Raw genomic sequence first — 22,955 nt, 5'->3', positions numbered from 1 at the left:
CTTTTTAACTGCATTTAAATGTATAAACAAACGGGGCTAAAGTATTGCCATAGCCGACTTTTGCTGTATTTGTTTTATTGGTTACAAAATATTCCATCCGGATAATAGTCTGGCTATCCTGTAGACCAAAAAACGAACGGGGCCAAAAGGTGATCTGGTACTTCTTGCTGGTGGCGGTAGTTTGTTTCATCAGCGTTTTTGCTGTTTGCTCGCACACCGAGATAGTTTTACCATCACTGGTATAGGCTGTGGCGCACAGATAAAGCTCTGTTTCACCGCTTACTGGTGTAGCCACTATGGTACCATCAAAAGTTAATGTTATAAAATCGTTATCCAGTGATTTTGGTGGATCAATAACTGTTAATTGCGGATTACAAAAATCTATGATGTCGCCGCTGGCACCGGTAAGTTCAAAACATGGGGTTATTACTTCGCTGTAATAAGTACCGTTACTGTCGCTTACAAAACCATTTCCGGTATCTGTTATAACATAGCCTAATTTTACCCGCGTGTTGTTACCGTCGGCGCCTACTTTCATTTTTATCTGCAGATCACCTTTAATTTCAGATCCGTTATGTGAATAGGCCTTGTCAGTTTGATAAGCCACCCACTCCATATCGTCGATAAGGTTGCCACCAATACCAAAAGTTTTTTTCATATAGGCCGACCATGTCAGGCCATTACCGTTTTTTGGTAGCGACGCGTCTGGCACTAAAGTCATGGTGCCACTCCCCAATGGGCTGGTATAATTAATGGTTGTATTTTGCGCAGCTTTCCAGCCCTTTGGCACCAGTATACCCAATATTAAGTTATCGGGGCCGCCATTGCCTACGGTAGGTATATCAATATGTACAGTAATATCTATTGTAGAACCAACGGTAGCAGTAGCCGGCTGATCAACGCCAGTTATTATTTCGCCGCAGCAAGCCAGCACAATACCCAATAACAGGCAGGCACATACCCTCCACAACGCTTTCCCTTTTATATATAAATATGATCTCATAATTTCGTTTTTCTGTTAAGATTTAATTCACCTGTTGTAGCACGTATATATAACTATTATTAGCACAGCCCGGGCTAAATGTCAGGCTCAGCTGCCTTTTGCCATTTACAATGGGATAAGTAAATGCTGTTGAAACCGGTTGTTTACCCGTAGCAATAAATGTGATTTTGTAGGGATATTGTGGATCATCAAGCGAAAAAGATCCGTTTTGATCTACCAGAAACGGCAGCTTATTTTGCAATGTATAATTACCATTAGTGAAATTAAGCCTGAACTGACTAAAATCGACTATAGCAGTTAAATCGGTTCCATTACGGGTAGCTTTTATTACCTGCCAGTTGCCGCTAATATCTTTTAAAGCTTCTTTTTGCGGTAATACCTTTTCTGTTTTGCAGGCTGATGCTAACAACACCACTGCCATAATCAGCAATAATGACAAATGCCTGATTTTGTAATTCGTTTCCATGTAATAATTTTTCCTGTTAATAACCTGGGTTTTGTATAAGTGAAGGCGATTTTGCCACTTCGGTTTGCGGCAAAGGCCATAAGTACATAGCTGTACGGAAATTTCTTTTGCGTACATCAAAAATGGTATAAGTTACAGCATTACCGTTACGGTCGACCTGCATTCCTTTTGTTTGAATATTATCAGTCTGTTCAGCAATTTTCCAGCGTCTGACATCCCAAAAACGGTGTTCTTCAAAGGCAAGTTCTATCCTGCGCTCGTTTTGAATAGCTAAACGCATATCACTTTGGCTTAAGCCTGCAGGCAGTTGATAAGGTACAAGACCGGCACGCTGGCGTATAGCTTCAACAGCCTGATATACCTGTGCAGTCGAACCTTCGTATTCATTTGCTGCTTCGGCATAGTTAAGCAGCACTTCTGCGTAGCGGATCAATGGCAATACCCTGTCCGTAACATGCAAAAAGTCCTGGGATACTGCCGTTGGCGATAACATTTTATTGACATAATAACCGGTTGAAGTACCCACATGCACTGCATCCGGGCCGGTACTTACTCCGTTAAACGTACCCTGGTAAATATTAATGGGCGATGTGCCTGATGCCAGGCGGTTTTGCAATGGTGTTTGGTCGTGGATCACTGTAAAATCTAACCGCGGGTCGCGATGCAGATAAGGATTTTGCGGGTCATACCCCGAGGTTGGATCTGTAATGGCCTTACCGTTGCTCATCGGAAAAGCATCTACCAAACCCTGCAGTGGAAACGCGCCATGAGAGCCGGTGCGTGATGGCGGATCAAACAACGCTTCTAGGTCCGAGTTACCTGTTGGGCGCATTAGCTGAAAAATATACTCTTTATTATAGCGCATTGTAAACAGGTCGCGAAAGCCTATTCCTGGGGTGCTGTTATCAATATATAAACTGTAAGCATTTTTGCTGATTACCGCGAGCGCAGCGTCTTCCGCTGCCTTCCACCTTTCCTTACTGTAAGCAGTATAACCCAATATCGCATCATTCTTTGTACCCTTTAATGGCGCCTGATTAAATAGCGGGCTAGCTGCATATAATAAAACACGCGCCTTTAGTGCCATACATGCACCCTGGGACGCCCGGCCATAGTTAACACCAGACTGTGTAAAAGGCAGGTCCTGGCCGGCGGCATCACATTCTGATACAATGTAGTTTACACATTCTTCATAGGTATTCCGGGTAGTTGGTATATTCTCGGTATAGGTATAGATACTGTCACCAACTAAATGTATACCCCCATAATGTTTTAACAGGATGGCGTAATACCAGGCACGCAGAAAGCGGGCCTCGGCCTTCATCTGGGTTTTTACAAAAGCGTTGATGGGCGCTTTCGGCAGATTTTTTAACAACTGGTTAACCGACCTGATGTTTATATATGATATTTTATAGGCATCATCTGTTACGACGGCGGGGTTAATAGTGCCTGTTTCCCATGCCAGGGCTGTGGAACCACCAGAGTTATAAACTTCAGCTTCATCAGAAGAGGCATCTATACCACCATTCGGTATCGGAGCCAGTGGAGGCCCATAAGTAAACCTGCTGGCCGATGCGCTGAATCCTACGTTGGCGTAGATATTGGATAAAAAGGCTACCGTGTTGGCACTATCGGCAAAAACGGTGGTCTGGTTTAAATTTGATGTTTGCGTTTGCCCTAAAAAGCCGTCCTTTTTGCACGATGTAAAAAAACACACGATTACTAAGGATGAATACGCAACCACCTGAAAGTAAATTCTCTTCATATACTAGGTTTATTAAAATATAATATTTAATCAACGACAGCCGCTGCTAAATACAAAAATCGTTTTAGCAATTCTTTGAATTGTGCAGCTTGACTTGCGATAACCGAAATATCAATAATTGGTTTATATAACTGGTATTTATATAGTGCTAATATAGATCATAAAAACGATTTAGCAAATTATTTTACTCTTTTTTTTATAATTTAAATATTCTAATTGACGACTAAGATTCTTTATCAGAATAATAAATTTTAAAAACCTTTATCATGAAATCCTTAATAAATAGCGGCATTATGAATGTCCGGTTTTAAAGTATCTGCTAAAAAACAATACCTGGTAATTTATGGAGTTGCTCCAATATTCCCAGGAGTGGCCGCCGGGTCTTATGGTATAATCATGAGGGATTTTTCGTTGCAGTAAGTTTTGGTGAAGTTCCTGATTTGAAGCATACATCATATCATCATACCCGCAATCAAATGTTATAGCGAGAGCATTAGGTTTTAGCAAATAAAGCATATTAACCACGCTGTTCTGCTCCCACCTTTCGGGATACTGGCTGTATTTACCAAGTACCTGTTCTATACCAAAACTATCCGGAAACTGCCTGATATCTACCCCGCCGCTCATACTACCTGCTGCGCCAAAAACATCCTGATGTTTAAACGCTAAAAAAAGTGCGCCATGCCCACCCATGCTAAGGCCCGTTATTGCCCGGTGTTTATTATCGGCTAACGTAGCGTAATGTTTATCTATATAATTTACCAGTTCGCCGGCAATATAGGTTTCATATTTCCACTTACTATTAACCGGACTGTCAAAATACCAACCTGAAAAATTACCATCTGGACAAACAATAATTAGCTGGTAGTTATCGGCCAGATAGGCAATTGAAGGTGCTTTTTTTATCCAGTCGCTATAGTTTCCGCTGAAGCCATGAAGCAGGTATATCACCGGGAACCTTTTACCCGTAGCATAATCATCAGGTTTTATAACAACTGCTTTAATATCTTTATGCATTGCGATACTGTGGGTAAATGCAGTATCTATAGTGGCCGCGCTTGTTCTGCTATATAAACAAAAACAAAATAATACCAGAATCATAAATTTCATGATCTTCATTTCTTATCGGTCTTTTTATTATTTATCGGATGCCACCAATTCAATACGATGTGATTGCGGTTTGTTAATTGCGTATATCTGGTCTGTTAATACGTTCATCTCTTTTTGCCAGGCGTCGCGCAGGCTTTTGTAACGGGCGCGCATATAGTTGTCTTTATTGCCATTAACAAAAATATCTCTCACTGCGTATTTTTTTACTGTATCCATAGCGGCGTTACTATCATTATATAAGAGGTTCTTACCTTTTAAAAAATCATATTCCATCCAGATATACATACGCAGGCGTCGCTCAATTTCCCATCGTTCTTCATTTAGTTCACGAATTTGGATTGCCTGCTGATATTGTGGCGTATTTGTAATTTCGGCCATGTTAACGCCATCGGCAAATTGACCGGCCGACCAGGTCCCCATGTTCTCGCCATCAATCAGTAAGCTGTAATCGCCTTTTTTTAAACCTTTAACTGTTAACACTTCCTGGTTAAATTCCTTGTTAAAGGGTATTACCTTGAGCGCGTCCGACTGCTTTTTGTGATTACCCCAGCTACGCGGGATCGTGTCAAGCGGGTATGGTAACGAGTTAGCCAGGTAAGTAAAGGCCAATGTATTCGGGGTGCCGGTAATACCGGTTATTTTACAGTTAACAGCTTTAACTACACTTTTATTAGCAGCATTAATATTGATATCAGCCACTGCTTTGTTGTCCATTCCCTGTGCTTTCAGGAAAATGGCTGCCATTATCAGGTGCCCGTCGTTATCCGGGTGTACCCTGTCATTCGGGGTAAGGCTAAAGGTTGAATCTTTGGCTTGCCAGCGTTTATTGATCTCTGTCATAGGGTGGAAAAAATCAACAAATGCCCAATGGTTGTCCTTTGCCGATTGCTCCTGGTGCGCTATTATCGAGGCCAGTGCGGCGCTTTTATGGGGCCAGATATTCTTGGTAGTAAATTTACTGGTTTCGTCATACGGCGAGCCTCCTATTAATATCGTTCTAATTTCTGGCCGCTGCTTTAATTTGTCTGCAACAAGATCATAGGTTTTATAGCTGGTCACCATCCTTTTATCAAATACATCTTGTGCATCTGCACGGTACCATTCAAAATAACCACTATCGTTCATCCCCCAGCTCAGGGTTAAAACCGTTGGCTTTTTAGACAGGACATCATCGTCAAACCTATCGGCTATCTGTCCGATTGCGTCGCCGCCAATACCTGCATTAAAACAGGTAATACGCATATTAGGAAAATGCGTCATATAATACAGCCAGATGTATGAGTGATAATGCCCCCCATCAGTGATGCTGTTACCGACAAACGCAACACGATCACCTGCCTTGAAAGGTGCAACCTTTTGGGCCTGCGTTGCAGAAAAAATACCGATGCCGCCTATCAGCATCAAAAACAGTTTCCTCATAATTTTAGCTCTTCTTCTTGTTATAAGTTCAAAATATTACACGGCGTTTAGACTATCAGTTTTTTATGACCAGCTGCTTTTATTGCATCGCACGAGTAAAGTACATTGTTGTGTTTTTACGCTTTTGTATTTATTAAAAATGCGTTTAAATACAGTATGTATGAATAATTGGTTTAATAATGGCCAAATTATTAAAGAAAAAACGATTTAGCAAATATTTGGCAAATTAATTCCATCAACTTTTTTATTGTTTTTCTGTTAAAAGCTAACAGCATTCACCAGTTTAATAGTTCTGATTCCAAATTTTGGAACAGCTATTGTCGTTGAAATCTGGTGCGGCTGTAGTGACAATGGTAGCTCCTCCCCTTCTTTCCCATTAAGTTCAGTCAATATTGCTTTAGTTGCCCTGCAGCCAAAAATCAACTTTTCCTGACCGCTCGTACCGGTATTAAAAATGCGCACCAACATATCATTACCATTAAAATTTATAGCGGATACTTCATACCCGGCCGGCACTTTAACCAGTGATCTGCTCATTTTCAACGGATGCTTATGGGCAACTACTGTAATTAACGGTTCGCTCCATTTGGTGCCCTCCGTCCATATGCCGGCCTTGTCCCATCTGCCGGCATGTGGTATTAAAGCGTAGCTGATTTGTGTGGGACCATTAATACCATAGTTACGGCCCCATAACCCTATACCTGAATACTGGACATTAAGCCCTAAGGGGAATTCTTCACCATGGGTATAACTTGTAGTGTGGTCTGTAAAAAGCGCCATACCATACTGGTCGTTGTTATCAGTAACATCTACCCAATTTAATATTACGTTGTTTTTTATGCTGTCCCAGCGGTTAAAAAAAGTGTCTTTTAATTCACTTTCTGTTACGTCAAAGGGCGCATTTTTGTAAACCTTTTGCTTCTTTAAATTTAGCGGGAACAGTGCAAGCAGCTTATAATGATCATCATAAAAAGGTTTAGCAGGCAAATCAAGTTTGTATATCGGTTTAATATCCTGACCTATAGCAGTATTGCCTTTCCAATCAATATTTAATTTAATGTCGATCCTTGGTTGGCCCTGAGCTAAAGAAATAACTTGTGTATAATTGTTACCAGCTATGTGGCCTGTTACTAAAACTTTAATTCTCAGTGGCCCGTTTTCTATGATTTCTACCTTAGCGGCGCTATCTACACTTGATTTAAAACCTCCATGGTTGTAAAAATTGCCGCGTAATTCATTAAAACTACGAGCGTTTGACTGATCAACAAATTCTTTATTATTTAATTTTTTGGCGATGATGCTTTTAATCGCCCCGCCGTGCCACGGGTCGATAATGAGCTTATATAAATCTGTTTCTACCTGGTAATTACCATTAGCCAATTTATTTACACCCGCACCTTTTGCCGTTAACGATCCTTTATCTAACAACTGATAAACCGCATAACCTATTGATGGTATACGGGCCTTAAAAATAATGCTGTTGTCTGTTATTTGTATTGAAACTGTCTGTCCGTTTGCGTCAACCAAACTCATATGAGTCAAATTCCGGGTGCCGGCTAGCTTTACAGATATTACCTCATCGCGATTAACCGCGGTAGTGTTGTAAACGGTAATAAAATTACCATTCACCAGAGGCTGGTTTAAAGCCATCAATGCCGCAGTCGTCAGGCTATCAGCCAGCCGGTTGGTATTTCCTGTCCAGGTAGTTACTTTGTCAGCCCAGGTATTACCGCGCCTGCCGTTGTAAGGTACTATCCAGCAATCATGATGTTGTGATAATAACAGCGTGCGCCATGCCGAATCTAAAGCAACCTGCGGCCATACGGCGTTGACATAGATTTTCGCCATAGCTCTCAGTTTTTCGGCGGCTACCAACTTATTTTCGGATATCCTTACTTTCTGAGCAATTTGCTGGGTGATCTGCGAGCCCCAAACCAGGCTTACCAGTATGTCTTCCTGCGTCACCTTCCAGTTTTGTCTCGCATCTCCTGCAGCTATGTCAGCGAAATAGTTGCGCCAGGTAGTATAAACACTTTTAATACTACCATGCAAACCATCGCCGATGAAAGGACCGCCTTTCCAACCGGCATCCTGTAATGTCATCCCTATAGGGTGTGCTATGCCGTTGGCCAGTACTTCGTTAACATATTCCGCCGAATTATTCCAGGCTATTGTTTGCCAGGTGGATTTGGCAGCCAGTTTTTCGACATCATAACGTGGTGAAGTTATTATAGGGGTACCGTCAGGGCCAATCCAGTTAACCAGTTCGCCGCTATGCGGCCGGGTATAACCACCAAAACAAGTATTCGGGTTTTTTAACGACGCGTATTTAAAACCGAAAGAAGTTAATATCTGCGGTAATGCACTGGTGAAACAAGGTTCTTCTGATGAATAAGTGCTAAAAACGACTTCGGGGAAATGGCTTTTTATCATCTTCATCCCATAGCTTAACTGCCTGATGATGCTCTCGCCAGATATATTGTACATATAACTCTGCGCGTAAGCAGGATTTACATACTCAATTCTTCCTTTCAAAGACTGATCCGCAAAAAGCGCCTTAAAATCTGCATAAGCTGACGGGTCAATCACCTTCGCCCGTGCCCAGGTTTCTGGTTCCAGTTCAATATTGATTTTCCAACCGGGATTTTTTTTTAACATTTCTGTCATAAACCGTGTGTTCCAATCCGGATAATGTCCCCATATCCCGCCATGATAACCGTCTATAAAATAAGCGGTTTGGGCAGAAACTTTTACACAGTTTAGGCAAATAAATAAGACTATAAGCAGGTAAGCTGACTTTTTTACCATCGCTATTTATTTGATTAAGGTGATTTCAAAACGGTGAGTGACCGGCTTATTAACTTTATACATTTGGTTGGTGAGTGTGTCTATTTCCTGTTGCCAGGCTTCGCGGACACTTTTAAACCTTGCTTTGCGATAAGTTGGCATGGTTACCGCCACAAAAAAATCTTTCCTGGCATATTTCCGCAACGAATCAATGGTGGCGTCGCCATCGTTAAACAAAAGCTCCCTGGGCTTAAGTATTGAATAATGGATCCAGTAATATTCGCGCAGGCGCCGCTCAATTTCCCAGCGTTCTTCATTAATATGCAATATAGCCAACGCCTGCTGGTATTGCGGCGTGTTTTTTATTAAAGCCAGGTTAATACCATGGTTAAGTTTGGCGCCGGTATAAGTGCCAATAGTTTTACCGTCAATTTTAAGCGTATACGGGTTTGGCTTTAATCCTTTAACCTGTAATAGTTCCTGGTTAAATTCGTCTGTGAAGGGTATTAGTTTTAAACCCTCAGCTTGCGCGCGCTGCGGCCTGCCAAAACCACCCGGTATTGTGTCTGTTGGGTAAGGCAACGAGTAAGCCAAATAGTTAAATTTGACGACTCCCGATGATATATCCGGTCGGGTGATGAGGCAGTTTTCGGCACGTTCTATCCTTTTTCTGGAAGCATTAATTACGATGTCCGCCACTTTTGCACCTGCCAGGCCCTGGGCCTTTAAAAACGCATATGCCATAACCATCTGTCCGTCATTAGTGGGATGAATACGGTCGGAATTATTAAACGTAAACAGCGAATCACGCTGCTGCTCCTGGAGGCTGACCTGTGTCAGGCTGCCATTAAAATCTACATAACCCCAATTGTTAATGGCTGCGGCGTTTCGTTGTTCGGCTGCTATTTTTAAAATAGCGGCGTTCTTTTTAAATAAGGTGGTAATTTTTATTTTAGATGTTTCGTCATAGGGTGGTGACGAGATCATGATCTTTTTGACTTCAGGGTGCGCACTTAGTTTTGCTTTAATAAAAGCAAAGCTTTTCAGAGCAACCGCAATTTTGGCGTTATAAACCGAATCCGCTTTATCTCCTTTAAGGTTTTGATAACCGGTATCATTCATGCCAAAGGTAAGCGTCATCACCGTGGGCTTATGGGCAAAGACATCGCTATCCAGCCTTTCAAATATTTGTTGTGCTACGTCGCCTCCGATTCCGGCATTAAAGACAGTGATACGCCTGTATGGGTAATGGGTTAAATAATACAACCAGATGTAAGAATGATAATGGCCGCCATCTGTAATACTATTACCGGTAAAAACCACCCGGTCGCCCTGGTGAAAAGGTTGAACATTTTGGGCCCTGGCAGTTGCTATTAAACAAAAAAATAAAAACAAGTTGGATAAGCTTCTCTTCATCCTACAAATCTATTAAAGCTAAATTGATTTAGCTAATATAATTTATTTTTGATCTCATAGCAGTGTGGCATACACTTACCGCAGCCTTTTCGGAAGAGGGCACCTTTGTACAGTGAATTATTATCGTTGTAAAAGCAGGCTATTGATTTGCTATTTCAAGCATAAAATTGAATTATTAGGTCAATTTATATGAACGCGGCCAATTTTTTAGGAAGCCAGCCTAAAAGACAGCCCCCCAATATTAATCGTGCTACCGAAAATTAGCCTAAATAATTATTTCCTGCCTTTATTAATTAGTTTATAAATATCGGGCCGCCGGTCCTTTAGGTTTCTTACCGAACCGAAGTTGTGGAGTTCTTTCAACAAATCTACATCAACATCCGCGATTAGTGTCGTTTCGGTATTCGGCGTAGCTTCTGCTTTGATCCCGTTACTTGGAAATGAAAAATCAGAAGGGGTAAAAACGGCCGATTGTGCGTACTGGATATCCATATTGTGTACTTTAGGCAAATTACCTACACTACCTGCTATAGCGACATAACATTCATTTTCAATTGCCCTGGCTTGTGCGCAGCTGCGCACACGGGTGTAGCCATTCTGGGTATCCGTCATAAAGGGCACGAACAAAATCTGCATTCCTTCATCGGCCAATATGCGCGGAAGTTCGGGAAACTCGACATCATAGCAAATCAAAACACCGATCTTTCCGCAATCGGTATCATAGGTTGCGATGGTATCGCCACCTACCATACCCCAGGCGCTTTTTTCGGCCGGTGTAAGGTGTATCTTACGATACATCTCATACGAGCCGTCCCGCCGGCAAAGGTAACCGACATTAAGTAGCACCCCGTTTTCTAAAAATGGCATGCTGCCGGTAATGATATTGATATTGTAGCTAATGGCGTATTCCATGAACTTATCCCGGAGGGGTATCGTGAAATTGGCTATCTCGCGCATCGCTTCCGCTCCGCTCAGATGATTATAAGCGGTCATTAGCGGCGCATTGAAGAGTTCGGGGAACAAAACAAAATCGCTCTGATAGTCGCTGATTACATCGACGAAAAATTCGATCTGCTCACACAAAGACTCCATATTGGGGAAAGGCCGCATTTGCCATTGAACCAGCCCCAAGCGAATAATAGACTTTTTTGAATTAATATGCGCGGCTTCTTCATTGTAATAAATGTTGTTCCATTCCAATAACGATGCATATTCCAGCGATTGGGTATCGCCGGGCAGGTAACCTTTTAAAATTTTGCGCACGTGAAAGTCATTCGCCAACTGGAAAGACAGGGTTGGGTCATGAATTTCTTTACCTTTCACCTTTTCTAAATAGACTTTGGGGGTCAGCTTATCGGCGTAGTCTTTATATTTGGGAATTCGTCCGCCGGCAATAATAGCACGCAGATTATGCCGCTCGCAGATCTCTTTGCGCGCGTCATAAAGGCGCCTGCCAATGCGCATTCCCCGGAAATCAGGGTGTACAAAAAAATCAATTCCGTACAAAACATCACCTTTTTCATCATAGGTTGAAAAAGTATAATTACCTGTAATTTGTGCGTAAGTATGATTATCTCCGAACTGCTCATAATCAACGATCAAAGATAGAGCGCAGCCAGCAATATGGCCGTTAACCAGGATACAAATCTGCCCTTCTGGAAATAGTTCAACCAGTTTGCTGATATGACTTTCGCCCCAAGAGGATGCTCCCTCCCATTCTGAATAGGCTTCTATCATCGAGGCTCTTAAGCCAAGGTAATCATCCTTAGTCAGGGTTCGCAGTTCTATTTTTAAATCGTCATTCTTTGTTTCCTTTTCCATTTGTTTTAGTCCGAAGGTTCATTTTTAGTCCTTGTTTACACTAAAGAGATTATAACAGTAAAAGTTTCATCATGCCAGTGATTTTATCAATTTGCAGGCCGGTAAGAAAAAAATTCAATGCTTTTTAGGGCATATTATATCTGATAAATGTGAATAATTTAGAAAGTTAAATAAATCCACGCTGTGTCATTCACTCCATTACAGGTGATGCTGATGCTACTTTCTTTCAGGATGTCCCGGAACTTATAAAATTGACGATAGTAAAATTCCGTAATTGTTAAGACCATCATAGCCTTGTAATGTAACCTCAAATAATATCCCCTATACTGAATAATATTGTTTTTGACTGTCTCCACCACCAAAAAAGTTAGTCATCCTACCGATGGATAGATTTAATATTAAACCAGAACTTTGATAAACTTTTAAATATTATTAATAAGTTTTTGTTTTAACAAAAAAATAATATTAAGTTTACTTAACCAATTATGAGTGTTCAAAAGAAACAGCACTTACTGCGTAACGTGCTCATTAAACATTTTTACTACAATAACCGGCTTACATTAGCCGAGTTAAGCCATTGTGCGAAAAAAAGTTTACCATTGGTAGCTACCACGGTTAACGGTCTGATTGAAGATGGGTACATACACGAAAATGGATTAGCCGCCTCAACCGGTGGAAGAAGGGCGTCTTCCTTTCAGTTAAATGCGGATAAACAGCGTTACATTGTTGCCGTAGCTGTAGATCAGATGGTTACGCAGATTGTTATTTATGATCTGGCAAATAATGTTAAGGTAGGGTTAGAAAAGCGGGAACTGGTGTTAGTTGAAACGCCGGAGCTTACAGAAAGATTCATTGCCTTTTTGAAAGATTATATAGCACGATCGGGGATCTCATTGAACCAAATATTGGGGATAGGTATAGGCATGCCTGGTTTTGTAAGTGCTGTCAAGGGTGTCAATCACACCTTTTTTAAGCTTGAAGGCAAGGTTACGCTAAAAGATCACCTGAGCGCAGAGCTGGGTTTGCCTGTTTTTATTGACAACGACTCGAGTTTAATAGCTCTAGCCGAGCAGAAATTTGGTTCCGGCAAGGATTTGAAAGATGTACTTGTCGTAAACATTGGCTGGGGTATTGGTTTAGGCATGATTGTTAATGGCAGCCTTTTTCGCGGGCATAGTGGGTATGCTGGTGAATTTAGTCATATCCCTTTATCGCAAAGCAATAAAATTTGTTCTTGTGGTAAACGTGGCTGTCTGGAAGTGGATTCTTCGCTGGTCTTCATGATAGACCGGGCTAAGTCAGAAATGGACTCAGGTGTAAGTTCAAGCATGGAACAGGTGTATAAAACAACAGGCGGGCTGCCTGTTGATCACTTCCTTAATGCTGCTAAATCTGGTGATCCACTGGCTGTGTCTGTTCTGTCTGACGCGGCTTTTTTGATTGGTAAAGGGATATCAACATTAATACATATTATGAACCCAACGCTGATTGTATTAAGCGGACGAGGGGCTATAGCCGGAAAAATACTAATGGCGCCCATTCAACAGGCTATCAATGAGTTTTGTATACCCTGGCTAGCTGAGCAGACGGAAATACGGGTATCTACAGTAGCCACCAATGCCGAACTTTTGGGTGCGGCCACGCTGGTAATAGAAAATTGCAATTTTAATTAAACTCAATAAATCGATAAATAACCAAAGTTCTATTCTAATTTAAAACCAAGCCAATGAAAACAATTTACGTAAGGTGTTTCGCTTTCTTGTTGTTTAGTGTGATAACAATGACAGCTTATGCACAAACAACAGTCACCGGGACAGTGACTGAAAAATCCGGGCAGACTATGCCCGGTGTGAGCGTTACCGAAAAAGGTACCGGCAGTGGGACAACCACTGATGTTGATGGTAAATACAGTCTGAAGGTTAAGCCCGGCGCTGTGCTTACATTTTCCTTCATTGGTTATAAATCTGCCCAATTTACGGTAGGTTCAGCATCTACGCTGGATGTGGTACTTGAGGCCGATGAGACCTCACTTAACGAAGTAGTAGTTACAGCGTTAGGTATAAAAAGGGAAAAGAAATCACTGGGTTATGCCGTACAGGAAGTTAAAGGTGAAACACTTACCGCAGCAAAAGAGCCCAATATCGTAAATGCCCTGTCCGGACAGGTTGCGGGCTTACAGATAACGCGCTCTGGTAACGGGCCGGGTGGATCATCAAGGATTACCTTGCGTGGTAACAATTCGCTTACAGGCTCAAACCAACCGCTTATTGTGGTTGACGGCATACCGCTGGATAACTTTATCGGCCCGGTGGATGGCAATAACGATTATTATAACCCGTCGCGGGATATGGGTAACGGTTTATCGGATATTAACCCGGAAGATATAGAAAGCCTTAGCGTATTGAAAGGCCCTGCCGCAGCGGCTTTATATGGTTCAAGAGCCGGTAATGGTGCTATATTGATCACTACCAAAACAGGTAAGACACAAAAAGGCTTAGGTATTACTATTTCATCATCAATAGGTACCGAAAGCATTTTTAAAAGACCGGGTGTTCAAACAGAATTTGGCCAGGGAGAAAGTGGCTTATATAGCGCTACTTCAGACAACAGCTGGGGACCAAAAGCAACCGGACAGGCTGAAAAAAAATGGGACGGAACCACCGCGCCGCTACATACTTATGATAACATAGGCAACTATTTTGATAATGGTTTAACTGCAAATCAAAGTATCTCATTACAGCAACAATATAAATCAACTTCCGTTTACACCTCATATAGCAGGCTTGATGAAAAAAGCTTCATTCCGGGCGCTAAGTTAATTAGGAATAACGTCATGGGCAGAACGGTAAGCAAATTTGGTAAAGACGACAAATGGACTGTTGATACCAAAGTTCAATACATTAATTCTACCGCACTTAACCGCCCGCAGGCAGGATATAACCCAAGCAATAATTTCTATGCAATGTCTTTACTGCCAACATCTATCGATATCAGGGATTTTAAACCAGCTACTGATGGTAACGGCAAAATGATTTGGTGGCGCCAGAACAATGTGCTGAACCCTTACTGGGCATCTAAATATAACCTTAATGAGGATGTCAGGAACAGGTTTTTACTTAACGCGTCTATCAAATACCAATTTAACAATTGGTTAACCGCAGAATTGAGGGGCGGTGCTGATACTTATACAACCAATACCGAAAGCCGTACTTATGCAGGTGCGACACCTACTTCTACAGGATCATATGCATTGGGTAAAAACACATTTACTGAAACTAACTATAGTGGCTTGCTGACAGCCAAAAAAGATAACCTTTTTGGAAAACTGGGAGGAACCGCAACATTAGGCGGCAACTTAATGAACCGTCAGTCTTCATCATTAAGTGCAAGTGCAAACCCATTGCAGGTGCCTAACTTATTTTTCATCAATAATGGCACAGGTAGCCCGACAGTCGACCAGAAGTTGTCTAATCATGATATTTATTCTATTTACGGCTCATTGGGTTTGAATTATGATGGTTACTTGTTTGTTGACGGAACTTTCAGAAATGACTGGTCATCCGCATTAAACGCTGTCAACCGTTCTTATTTTTATCCTTCAGTAAGTACTTCGTTTTTATTTACCCAGTTAATGGCTAAAAACGGCGGATTGCCATCATGGTTAACTTATGGTAAACTGAGGGGTTCGTTTGCAGCGGTAGGTAATGATATGGATCCATATCAGCTGTATAATACTTATACTATTAGCAAAGATGCGAATGGTAACACTACAGCCAGCCGCGGTGACGTACTTTATGATTCAACTGTTAAGAGCGAACTGATCAAATCATTTGAGGCTGGTTTAGAAATGCGCTTTTTTGACAGTCGTTTAGGTTTCGACTTTGCTGTGTACAAAACAAACGCAACCAGGCAATTAATCAACCTGCCAATGGATCAGCTAAGTGGTTACAGTTATAGAAAAATCAATGCCGGCGATATTCAGAACAAGGGCCTGGAGCTAATGGTTGACGGTAAGATCGTCAGAAATAAAAACTTTAACTGGAATACGACAGTCAATTTTTCAATCAACAGGAATACCGTTAAATACCTAACAGATGGTGTCACCCAATACCCGCTTGGCGGTTTTGATGATCTGTCAATCGTTGCTGAAACCGGCCAGCTTTTTGGTGAAATATACGGTTCACGTTTCCTGAGAGTAAAAGACGCAAACAGCCCTTATAATGGCCAGTTATTATTAGATGCCAATGGTTTACCCCAGGTAGATCCTGAAAGAGCAAGACTTGGTAATCAACAGGCATCAAGCCTGCTTGGTATTACCAACTCATTCTCTTATAAAAACTTTGATTTTTCATTCCTGGTTGATGCCCGTTTCGGTGGTCAGATATTTTCAGGAACAATTGCTAATATGGAGCAATACGGTACATCAGACAAAACTGTAGTTAATGGTGACAGAGCAGACATGCTTGTTAGCGGTGTTGTATTAAATACAACCACCAACCAATATCAACCCAACACCGTAAAAACTACGCCACAAAACTATTGGACCGTAGTAGCCGGTCATGGTAATATTGGTGTAACTGAAGCAAATCTATATGATGCATCTAACATCCGTATCAGAAACGTTCAATTAAACTATAACCTTCCGCAGAAATTGGTATCACATATAGGTGCCCAGCGCGCTAAAATAGGTGTATCAGCAAACAATGTTTGGTTGATTTCAAGCCATATGAACGGCATGGACCCTGAATCGTCATATGCTACGGGCGGCAATGCTGTTGGGTTTGAGAGTGGCAGCTTTCCTACAACACGCACTATTTTATTCAATTTAACGGTAGGCTTCTAAATTTCAGATCAAAATAATTAATTCATAAAATATGAAAACGACATTAAAAAAATCAGGTTTGCTGCTTACGGCTGCATTGCTTTCCGTATCTTCATGCAAAAAATTTGATGCTCTTAACAATGACCCGCTCAAAGCAAATGGAGACCAGGTACAAACAGAATATTTCCTTAATAATTCAATAGTAGGCGCCCAGCAGGATCCTGGATTGTCTGAACGTGTGTTCATTTTATACTGGGTAGTAGGCGGTCATGGCTTGCAAGACGAGGATGGTGATACATTTTCACGCGGATCATACGATGACGGATGGACATCTGAATATTATCGTCAATCATCTCAATGGTTAAATAATGCCAATAGCGCTATTTCAGTAGGTAACGATCAGATTGCGAAAGGAACCTCTAAGGTGTATACTAAAAATCTTATCCAGGTTGCAAGGATTTGGAGAGCGTACCTGATGAGCGAGTTTTCTGACAGCTTTGGCCCTATGCCGATTAACGGTTTCCAGGGAGTTAATCCAGACTTTAAAGATGTTAAAACCGTTTATTATTACCTGCTGGATGAGTTGAAAGATGCCAGCTCAAAACTGGACCTTACAGTAACTAACCCGGAAACTTTGAAAAGTGAAGATCCTGCGTTTGGTTATGACTATGCCAAATGGCGCAAATATGCTAACGCTATGCGTATGCGTTTGGCTATGCGTTTATCAGAGGTTGATCCTGCTAAAGCTAAAGCAGAATTTGAGGCCGCAGCCGCTACTAATGATTTTATTACAGATGCTTCACAAACCTTTAGCGTACAGGAAATCCCAAACAGCTACAACCCGTTTAGCAGCGTGTTCAGGAAAGAATCATCGTGGATGGGCTTGCCTATATCTGCAACCTACAACAACCTTGTATTTGGCTTAGGTAGTGTTAAAACCGCTGATCAGCTGGGCGCATCTTTTCAATCAGCTGTTAAACCGGCCGACTGGATGGGCCAAAAGTTTACAGACCAGTTTGCAACCAAGACTAATGATCCGGCCGCCGGCTACTGGTTCAATGGCCTGCCTTTCACCATCGACCCCCGTGCCTACAAGATATTTAGTATCCCGGGTAACACAACAGACCCTAACTACCCTGCCATCGGTAGCAACTTTACTGCTACACAAAAAGATTTAAAAGACGCTACAGGTACAGTAGTTAAAACGCTAACCTCTACCAATACCTGGAATGCTAAAGTTGATGGTAACTGGGGTGCAAAAGCAGGCATGAACGATGCAATCACCACCAATGGTTTTAAACCGCTTTTGAACCTGGTTTACCGGAACGGTAACAACAAACGTGTGTTTTTTGGTCCATGGGAATCTTATTTTCTTTTGGCAGAAGCTGCCGTTCGTGGCTGGGCTACACCGGTTGATGCTAAAACCGCGTACGAAACAGGTATCGCGAAAAGCTTTGAGTATTTTGGAACCAGCGCTAATTTGAGCACTTACCTGGCTTCTACAGATTATAACAGGGTTGGTACATCTGTTAAATGGGATCATACCACCGAGCCAAGCTCAACACATATCATGAACTATGAAGATGGCCTTACCGGCGCTACAGGTACAGTTGCTATTAACTACCCTAAAAATGATCTTTATAAATCAGGCAGTGTAAGAAATGATCAATTAACTAAGATCATCACTCAAAAATATCTAGCTCAGTTACCATGGTTGCCTTTAGAAACCTGGAATGATCATAGAAGACTTGGGTTGCCATTTTTTGAAAACCCGGCAGTTGAAGATATCATGCCAGATCTGCCGGATTTGACCAGCTCAAATTATATGACCAGCAGTGTTAAATTCTTTGCTCAGCGTATGAAATATCCATCAGGGTTAAGGAACAGCAATATCACCGGCTATGGCCAGGCGGTTTCTGCACTTGGTGGTCCCGATGCGGTACTAACCCCTCTTTGGTGGGCTAAACATTAATAAGATTAATGAAATAATTCTTTTCTAAATAAAGGGATGAGCCAACTCATCCCTTTATTGCTTTAATGGTATAACAGTTCCCCTGAAGATTGCTATCTTGTCCTCTGATTTGTTGTATTGCTGTTTATTACAAGGTTGCGGAAACTAGCACAAAAAAATTAGCCGGAATGCAATCATTTATAGCCGAACGGCGTTCGTTTAGTAAAAGGCAACGCATTCATTATCAAATGAAAGAATCGGCAAGACATTGTTTAAATTGCGGCAAAGAAATCAAGTATGGCCGCATCGATAAGCGTTATTGCGATGATATTTGCCGGGCCAGGGATACCCGAAAACGGAATAAGGAAAATCAGGTCGTTGGTACGAAGATGCTCATCAGGCTGTTATTCGGGCTATCAAAAGAAATTATAGTCTGTTGAAAAAGACCATCGGCGGCCGTGAAGAATAGATGGTCGATTTCGCCGATCTGTACTTCAAAGGCTTTGACCGAAAGTTCTACACCAGCAGCGAATTAGCTGAAACAGGAATCACACGTTATTATTGCTTCGAACTTGGCTGGGAGGACCTCAACGAAACGCGTCTACTGGTCAATTTTAAGCGATTGGAAATATTTAACATTAATGATCCGGATTACTACAATTATCCGCCACCAACCGCGCGTGAGTAATTGATTAAAAAGTACAAAGCCCGGCTCTTAACGCCGGACCTTGTTCAGCTCACTGTTGTATATCCTGCCAGTTATCATTTGGATTGCGATCAAGCTGGTAAGCCAGTGGGTCAAGCACCACCGCCTTTGGCTTGCCATTAACGATCATTTTAAGTTCATGATCGCCTGCAGTTAGCCTGAAACGTTGCTGCTTGATAATATGACCGATGATTCGCCCGTCTTTGGCTTTGGCGTCGTCGCCATAAACACCGACATCAAAATAGTCGTTCATGTTGAGTGCTGGTATTTCCTGTCCGTTACTCCCCAGCCAGGTCTTGGCCATGCGTACTTTAAAACTAATTTCATATTCGTTATGCCGGCCGGTCCGTTTGATATGGTTAGCTAACACTTTGTTATCGTAAAGCGTTATCTTTTGCCAGGTGTCATTCAGGTAATACTGAAGCGAATCGGGCGTGTGTTTTTGCAGTACCCGGTAAAGATCAGGCGCGCCGGCGAAAGGGCCGGATGATTTAAATGCATAGGTGTTTTTGAATTCAAGCAACGCCTGGTCTATAAGTTGCTGTCCAATCAATTCACGCAATCCGTAAAGAACAGTGCCTGTTTTAAAACCCCATTCCACCGATTGATTGGCTTTGATGATGGGCCGTTCCAATTCATCCATATGGCGACGGGCGAACAGGTAATACCCTAAGGGGCTAATTATCGTATTTCTCAGATTACCGCGCCCGTATTTTTGTTCATTAATCACCAGCGCATCATAATTGGCAATACCTTCTGGGATAACCAGTGAGCCGACCGTGCTGTTCGGAGCGACCTGAAAGCGCCACCACTGTTGCGCGGTATTAAATACGGTGCTGTTGTAAAGATAGTCGCTCTGGTTAGGATCGGTAAAATCAGCGTTCCAGCCATTTAATTCGCTGTAAAAATCAAGAGTTGCAGACGAGCCTTCGGCAGAGCCATAGGGTGAACATTGTACCAGGCGGATCTGTTTGAAAGGATAATTTCCGTAGGTTTTGCTCATATATCTCAGCCCGTCTTTATAACCCTGTAAATAACGGTCAAGATTATTGCCCTGGGCCGGGTTATAATAAATTTCAATAGCCACCGGCCTGTCGAGCATTACGCTATCCCGGCGCACGGCGTATCTTGCCGAAAAGATCCCGAAGGGCATATACATTTTTGGGTTGTTTTGTATATAGTGAAAATAATTACGATCTCCGGATTTCCATTGTTTAACTAACTCCCCATTGGCCACCGCGAGCTGGTCACCATCGGTACTCACCGTGATATCGACGGCGAAAAGGTCAATAGGCGCGCCCGACTTCAAATTAAGCAAGCCCTTCGGATCGTTCTGCGCCATCTCCGTTTCAACCTTTGGCGGTAAACCGGCCTGTTTGCGCTCGTAGGGGCTGCTAAGCTCATCATCCTCATCATAGCCCAGGTTTGGCAGCCCGCCTTTTGAAAAGGTGCCATTGTTTAGCATGGACCCGGCATAAAAACCGTTTTGAAAACCGTTAAAAACAATAGCCGACCGAATGTGCAGCGTAGCCGAGTCACCGGGAGCCAGCGGTTTATCAAAAGTATAGAGGCGGAAGGCCGCAGTATCCATTTCAGGCCTGAACCAGCTAAACAAGCCGTGCTTATATAAAAGTGGGCAGGTGTAGCGTATTGGTTTTCCGTTTAAACTCATGGAATAACTGGTCAGCATATCCGCGTCCAATAACATCTGGCTAATCGGTTGGCGGTTTTTGTTGATAATAGTTACCACCGCATCGGTAAATGCCTTTTTTTCTTTGGGGTAGAGATCCGTTTTTAGGATCATACGCGTCACCTTGGGCAGCGGCAGGTCGTTATAGCGTTTCAGGGTCTTTTCATAAAGAACAGCGCGGTCAATACCTTCTTGTTTGGTCAGGTATTCGTTAAGATAGCTTATATTATAATAAATATACATACCTGTTACCAGAAACAAAGGAAGGACAACAATTAATGCTAATTTGCTGCCCCGATTAAATCGCTCAGGCACTAATTGCAGGCGTTCCTTAAAACTGGCACCCACCCCACGGCTGAAAAATAAGCCGGTCAAAACGATCATTAAACCCGCTCCCAACAGCCAATACACATTAAACCAAACCAGGGGTTTGAGCATGTGACCCAAGCTATCCATGTCATTGATGCCACTTTTAGGCGTATAAGAATATAATAAAAGATGATAATTAAAGGTGCTGGTACTGTCCAGAAAATACATGCCGACCCAAAGCGTAATGCCAAAAGCGAAGGCCGCAAATTTATTATTAAAGATTACCTGCGTGAGATAGCAAAATACCGTAGCCGCAAGTAATTTTGGCATGAGCATGACGAATATGAAACTTAGATAAGCCGGAAGATTGAGCGTGGTATACCCTTTGATCAATTGTACCGATACCCCTAAGACGAATGGTACGAAAGATAAACCAACCGCTATAATCAATAAGGTAATTAGCTTGGAAGCATTAATTACCCAATTTGGCGGGGGGAGCGAATCGTTGATGAGGGCGTAACGGCTGATCCGGTCGCGCTGCAGCGTTTCGCCCGTGTAGAACATCAGGATAAAAAACAATAAAAACGGAAAGGTCTCGGCAAATAAGCCAAGGTAGACCACTGTTCGCGGATAATCGGCGATGCCGTGGTGATTGTCGCCCAGCCAAAGGATAAAGCCCAGCCAGACACTGCCGGCGCCAAGGATAATGCTGAAATAATTATCGCGCAGGATATTGCTCAGCTCCAGCCCGATCAGGCTTTTCAGGGTCGATCTGTTGTAAGTGCCGGAGAAGCTGACGGCCGGATGAATCAGGATATGGTGGATTCTGTTTGCAGCTTCACCTATAGCTGAACGGTCTCGTTTACCGGCAAAAAAGCTTTCAAAATTAAACTGAAGATAGGTAATGGCCAGTACGATCAAACTGATACCCGTCCACAGGATGCGGTTGAGCCCGAACGCACCGTTCATCAGGATCAGCGTTTGATTGTGCTGGTCGGTACTTGAATTGCTCATTTGAAACCGCACGCCGTTGAGGCCGAACGGATCCGCCAGTTGTATAACCGTAAGATTGGTGGTATGGTTCAAAAAATAAACCGACAGCGTGTAAAACATAAACAGCAAAAGACCGCCAAAGTAGATGACTTTAACGTTGCGGACCACCGCCACCAAGCCAAAAAATACCGCCGATGAGAAAAATATATTGGGTAAAGCCAGCATTAAAAACGGATACCAATAATAAATAGCCCGGTTGGGACCGAACTGCGCGGCGAGCGTTTTACCGGTCAGCGGACCGACAAAACTGCTCAGGTAGATGCCGATGGGTATGGCCAGTGCAATCAGTAGCATAAAAGTAAACGAGCCCAGGAACCTTCCCCAGAAATAACCGTTCTTGGTGATCGGATAAGTCAGGTAATAGTCTTTGGTCTGGTATTCGATGTCCCGGAACAGGGCCGTACCCATCACGGATGAACTGACGAGCATCATCATCATGGACATGGCCGCGCACCAAAAACTGATCAGGTAAGGTGAGTTGATATGCTCTTTTTCGCCCACCGGCAACGAGCCGGTAGCGAAAGATAAAAGGGTCAAAGCCAGTACGGTAAAAAAATACAAGTATACGGCGGGCCTGCGGATCCTGTTTTGGATCTCGAACCAAAATATTTTAGAAAACATAAGCTATTGTTTTAGA

Annotated in this window: 14 protein-coding genes; 5 read left to right on the top strand and 9 right to left on the bottom strand. The window is 42.5% G+C overall.

Going from position 1 to position 22,955, the window contains the following annotated elements; translation table 11 throughout:
• Positions 1-4: 4 nt before the first annotated feature.
• The 8 genes from LJ658_RS12705 to LJ658_RS12670 form a co-directional block, all read right to left on the bottom strand.
• Positions 5-1,003, bottom strand: a complete 999-nt coding sequence (locus LJ658_RS12705; protein WP_230546894.1) for a DUF4961 domain-containing protein — start codon at positions 1,001-1,003, stop codon at positions 5-7.
• A 22-nt stretch (positions 1,004-1,025) separates the two neighbouring features.
• Positions 1,026-1,469 (bottom strand): DUF5004 domain-containing protein, encoded by a 444-nt coding sequence (locus LJ658_RS12700; protein ID WP_230546893.1) that lies wholly within the window; start codon positions 1,467-1,469, stop codon positions 1,026-1,028.
• Positions 1,470-1,485: 16 nt separating this feature from the next.
• A complete protein-coding gene (locus LJ658_RS12695) occupies positions 1,486-3,234 on the bottom strand; it encodes a RagB/SusD family nutrient uptake outer membrane protein (RefSeq protein ID WP_230546892.1) in 1,749 nt (582 codons plus the stop codon).
• 291 nt (positions 3,235-3,525) lie between these two features.
• Positions 3,526-4,344, bottom strand: coding sequence for an alpha/beta hydrolase (locus LJ658_RS12690; RefSeq protein ID WP_370632980.1), 819 nt, complete (start codon positions 4,342-4,344; stop codon positions 3,526-3,528).
• Between the two features lie 27 nt (positions 4,345-4,371).
• Positions 4,372-5,763, bottom strand: coding sequence for an SGNH/GDSL hydrolase family protein (locus tag LJ658_RS12685; RefSeq protein ID WP_230546890.1), 1,392 nt, complete (start codon positions 5,761-5,763; stop codon positions 4,372-4,374).
• A 258-nt stretch (positions 5,764-6,021) separates the two neighbouring features.
• Entirely contained in the window at positions 6,022-8,571 is a 2,550-nt protein-coding gene (locus LJ658_RS12680; protein ID WP_230546889.1) for a glycoside hydrolase family 38 C-terminal domain-containing protein, read from the bottom strand.
• A 6-nt stretch (positions 8,572-8,577) separates the two neighbouring features.
• Positions 8,578-9,966, bottom strand: coding sequence for an SGNH/GDSL hydrolase family protein (locus tag LJ658_RS12675; RefSeq protein ID WP_230546888.1), 1,389 nt, complete (start codon positions 9,964-9,966; stop codon positions 8,578-8,580).
• 273 nt (positions 9,967-10,239) lie between these two features.
• A complete protein-coding gene (locus LJ658_RS12670; RefSeq protein WP_230546887.1) occupies positions 10,240-11,787 on the bottom strand; it encodes a bifunctional GNAT family N-acetyltransferase/carbon-nitrogen hydrolase family protein in 1,548 nt (515 codons plus the stop codon).
• Between the two features lie 485 nt (positions 11,788-12,272).
• Between LJ658_RS12670 and LJ658_RS12665 the strand changes: the two genes are divergently transcribed.
• The 5 genes from LJ658_RS12665 to LJ658_RS12650 all read left to right on the top strand — a co-directional run bounded on the left by LJ658_RS12665 (position 12,273) and on the right by LJ658_RS12650 (position 19,248).
• Positions 12,273-13,460 (top strand): ROK family protein, encoded by a 1,188-nt coding sequence (locus tag LJ658_RS12665; protein WP_230546886.1) that lies wholly within the window; start codon positions 12,273-12,275, stop codon positions 13,458-13,460.
• Between the two features lie 53 nt (positions 13,461-13,513).
• Entirely contained in the window at positions 13,514-16,630 is a 3,117-nt protein-coding gene (locus tag LJ658_RS12660) for a SusC/RagA family TonB-linked outer membrane protein (protein ID WP_230546885.1), read from the top strand.
• A 31-nt stretch (positions 16,631-16,661) separates the two neighbouring features.
• Complete coding sequence (locus LJ658_RS12655; RefSeq protein WP_230546884.1) at positions 16,662-18,581, top strand: SusD/RagB family nutrient-binding outer membrane lipoprotein; 1,920 nt, start codon at positions 16,662-16,664, stop codon at positions 18,579-18,581.
• Between the two features lie 167 nt (positions 18,582-18,748).
• A complete protein-coding gene (locus tag LJ658_RS20565) occupies positions 18,749-19,000 on the top strand; it encodes a DUF2116 family Zn-ribbon domain-containing protein (protein WP_370632976.1) in 252 nt (83 codons plus the stop codon).
• A 29-nt stretch (positions 19,001-19,029) separates the two neighbouring features.
• Complete coding sequence (locus LJ658_RS12650; RefSeq protein ID WP_230546883.1) at positions 19,030-19,248, top strand: hypothetical protein; 219 nt, start codon at positions 19,030-19,032, stop codon at positions 19,246-19,248.
• A 49-nt stretch (positions 19,249-19,297) separates the two neighbouring features.
• Here the strand turns inward: LJ658_RS12650 and LJ658_RS12645 are convergent, their stop codons facing one another.
• Positions 19,298-22,939 (bottom strand): hypothetical protein, encoded by a 3,642-nt coding sequence (locus tag LJ658_RS12645; RefSeq protein ID WP_230546882.1) that lies wholly within the window; start codon positions 22,937-22,939, stop codon positions 19,298-19,300.
• Between the last annotated feature and the right edge of the window lie 16 nt (positions 22,940-22,955).

The sequence above is a fragment of the Mucilaginibacter sp. UR6-11 genome, assembly GCF_020880695.1.
Classification (GTDB): domain Bacteria; phylum Bacteroidota; class Bacteroidia; order Sphingobacteriales; family Sphingobacteriaceae; genus Mucilaginibacter.
The sequence above is the reverse complement of the archived record's forward strand: the minus strand, read 5'-3'. Positions and strand labels throughout refer to the sequence as shown.

Bases quoted from the DNA above. Each gene is read 5' to 3' on its own strand.
- LJ658_RS20565 (WP_370632976.1), top strand. From the start codon at position 18,749: ATGCAATCATTTATAGCCGAACGGCGTTCGTTTAGTAAAAGGCAACGC.
- LJ658_RS12705 (WP_230546894.1), bottom strand. From the start codon at position 1,003: ATGAGATCATATTTATATATAAAAGGGAAAGCGTTGTGGAGGGTATGT.
- LJ658_RS12700 (WP_230546893.1), bottom strand. From the start codon at position 1,469: ATGGAAACGAATTACAAAATCAGGCATTTGTCATTATTGCTGATTATG.
- LJ658_RS12660 (WP_230546885.1), top strand. From the start codon at position 13,514: ATGAAAACAATTTACGTAAGGTGTTTCGCTTTCTTGTTGTTTAGTGTG.
- LJ658_RS12695 (WP_230546892.1), bottom strand. From the start codon at position 3,234: ATGAAGAGAATTTACTTTCAGGTGGTTGCGTATTCATCCTTAGTAATC.
- LJ658_RS12675 (WP_230546888.1), bottom strand. From the start codon at position 9,966: ATGAAGAGAAGCTTATCCAACTTGTTTTTATTTTTTTGTTTAATAGCA.
- LJ658_RS12670 (WP_230546887.1), bottom strand. From the start codon at position 11,787: ATGGAAAAGGAAACAAAGAATGACGATTTAAAAATAGAACTGCGAACC.
- LJ658_RS12690 (WP_370632980.1), bottom strand. From the start codon at position 4,344: ATGAAATTTATGATTCTGGTATTATTTTGTTTTTGTTTATATAGCAGA.
- LJ658_RS12645 (WP_230546882.1), bottom strand. From the start codon at position 22,939: ATGTTTTCTAAAATATTTTGGTTCGAGATCCAAAACAGGATCCGCAGG.
- LJ658_RS12685 (WP_230546890.1), bottom strand. From the start codon at position 5,763: ATGAGGAAACTGTTTTTGATGCTGATAGGCGGCATCGGTATTTTTTCT.
- LJ658_RS12680 (WP_230546889.1), bottom strand. From the start codon at position 8,571: ATGGTAAAAAAGTCAGCTTACCTGCTTATAGTCTTATTTATTTGCCTA.
- LJ658_RS12665 (WP_230546886.1), top strand. From the start codon at position 12,273: ATGAGTGTTCAAAAGAAACAGCACTTACTGCGTAACGTGCTCATTAAA.
- LJ658_RS12650 (WP_230546883.1), top strand. From the start codon at position 19,030: ATGGTCGATTTCGCCGATCTGTACTTCAAAGGCTTTGACCGAAAGTTC.
- LJ658_RS12655 (WP_230546884.1), top strand. From the start codon at position 16,662: ATGAAAACGACATTAAAAAAATCAGGTTTGCTGCTTACGGCTGCATTG.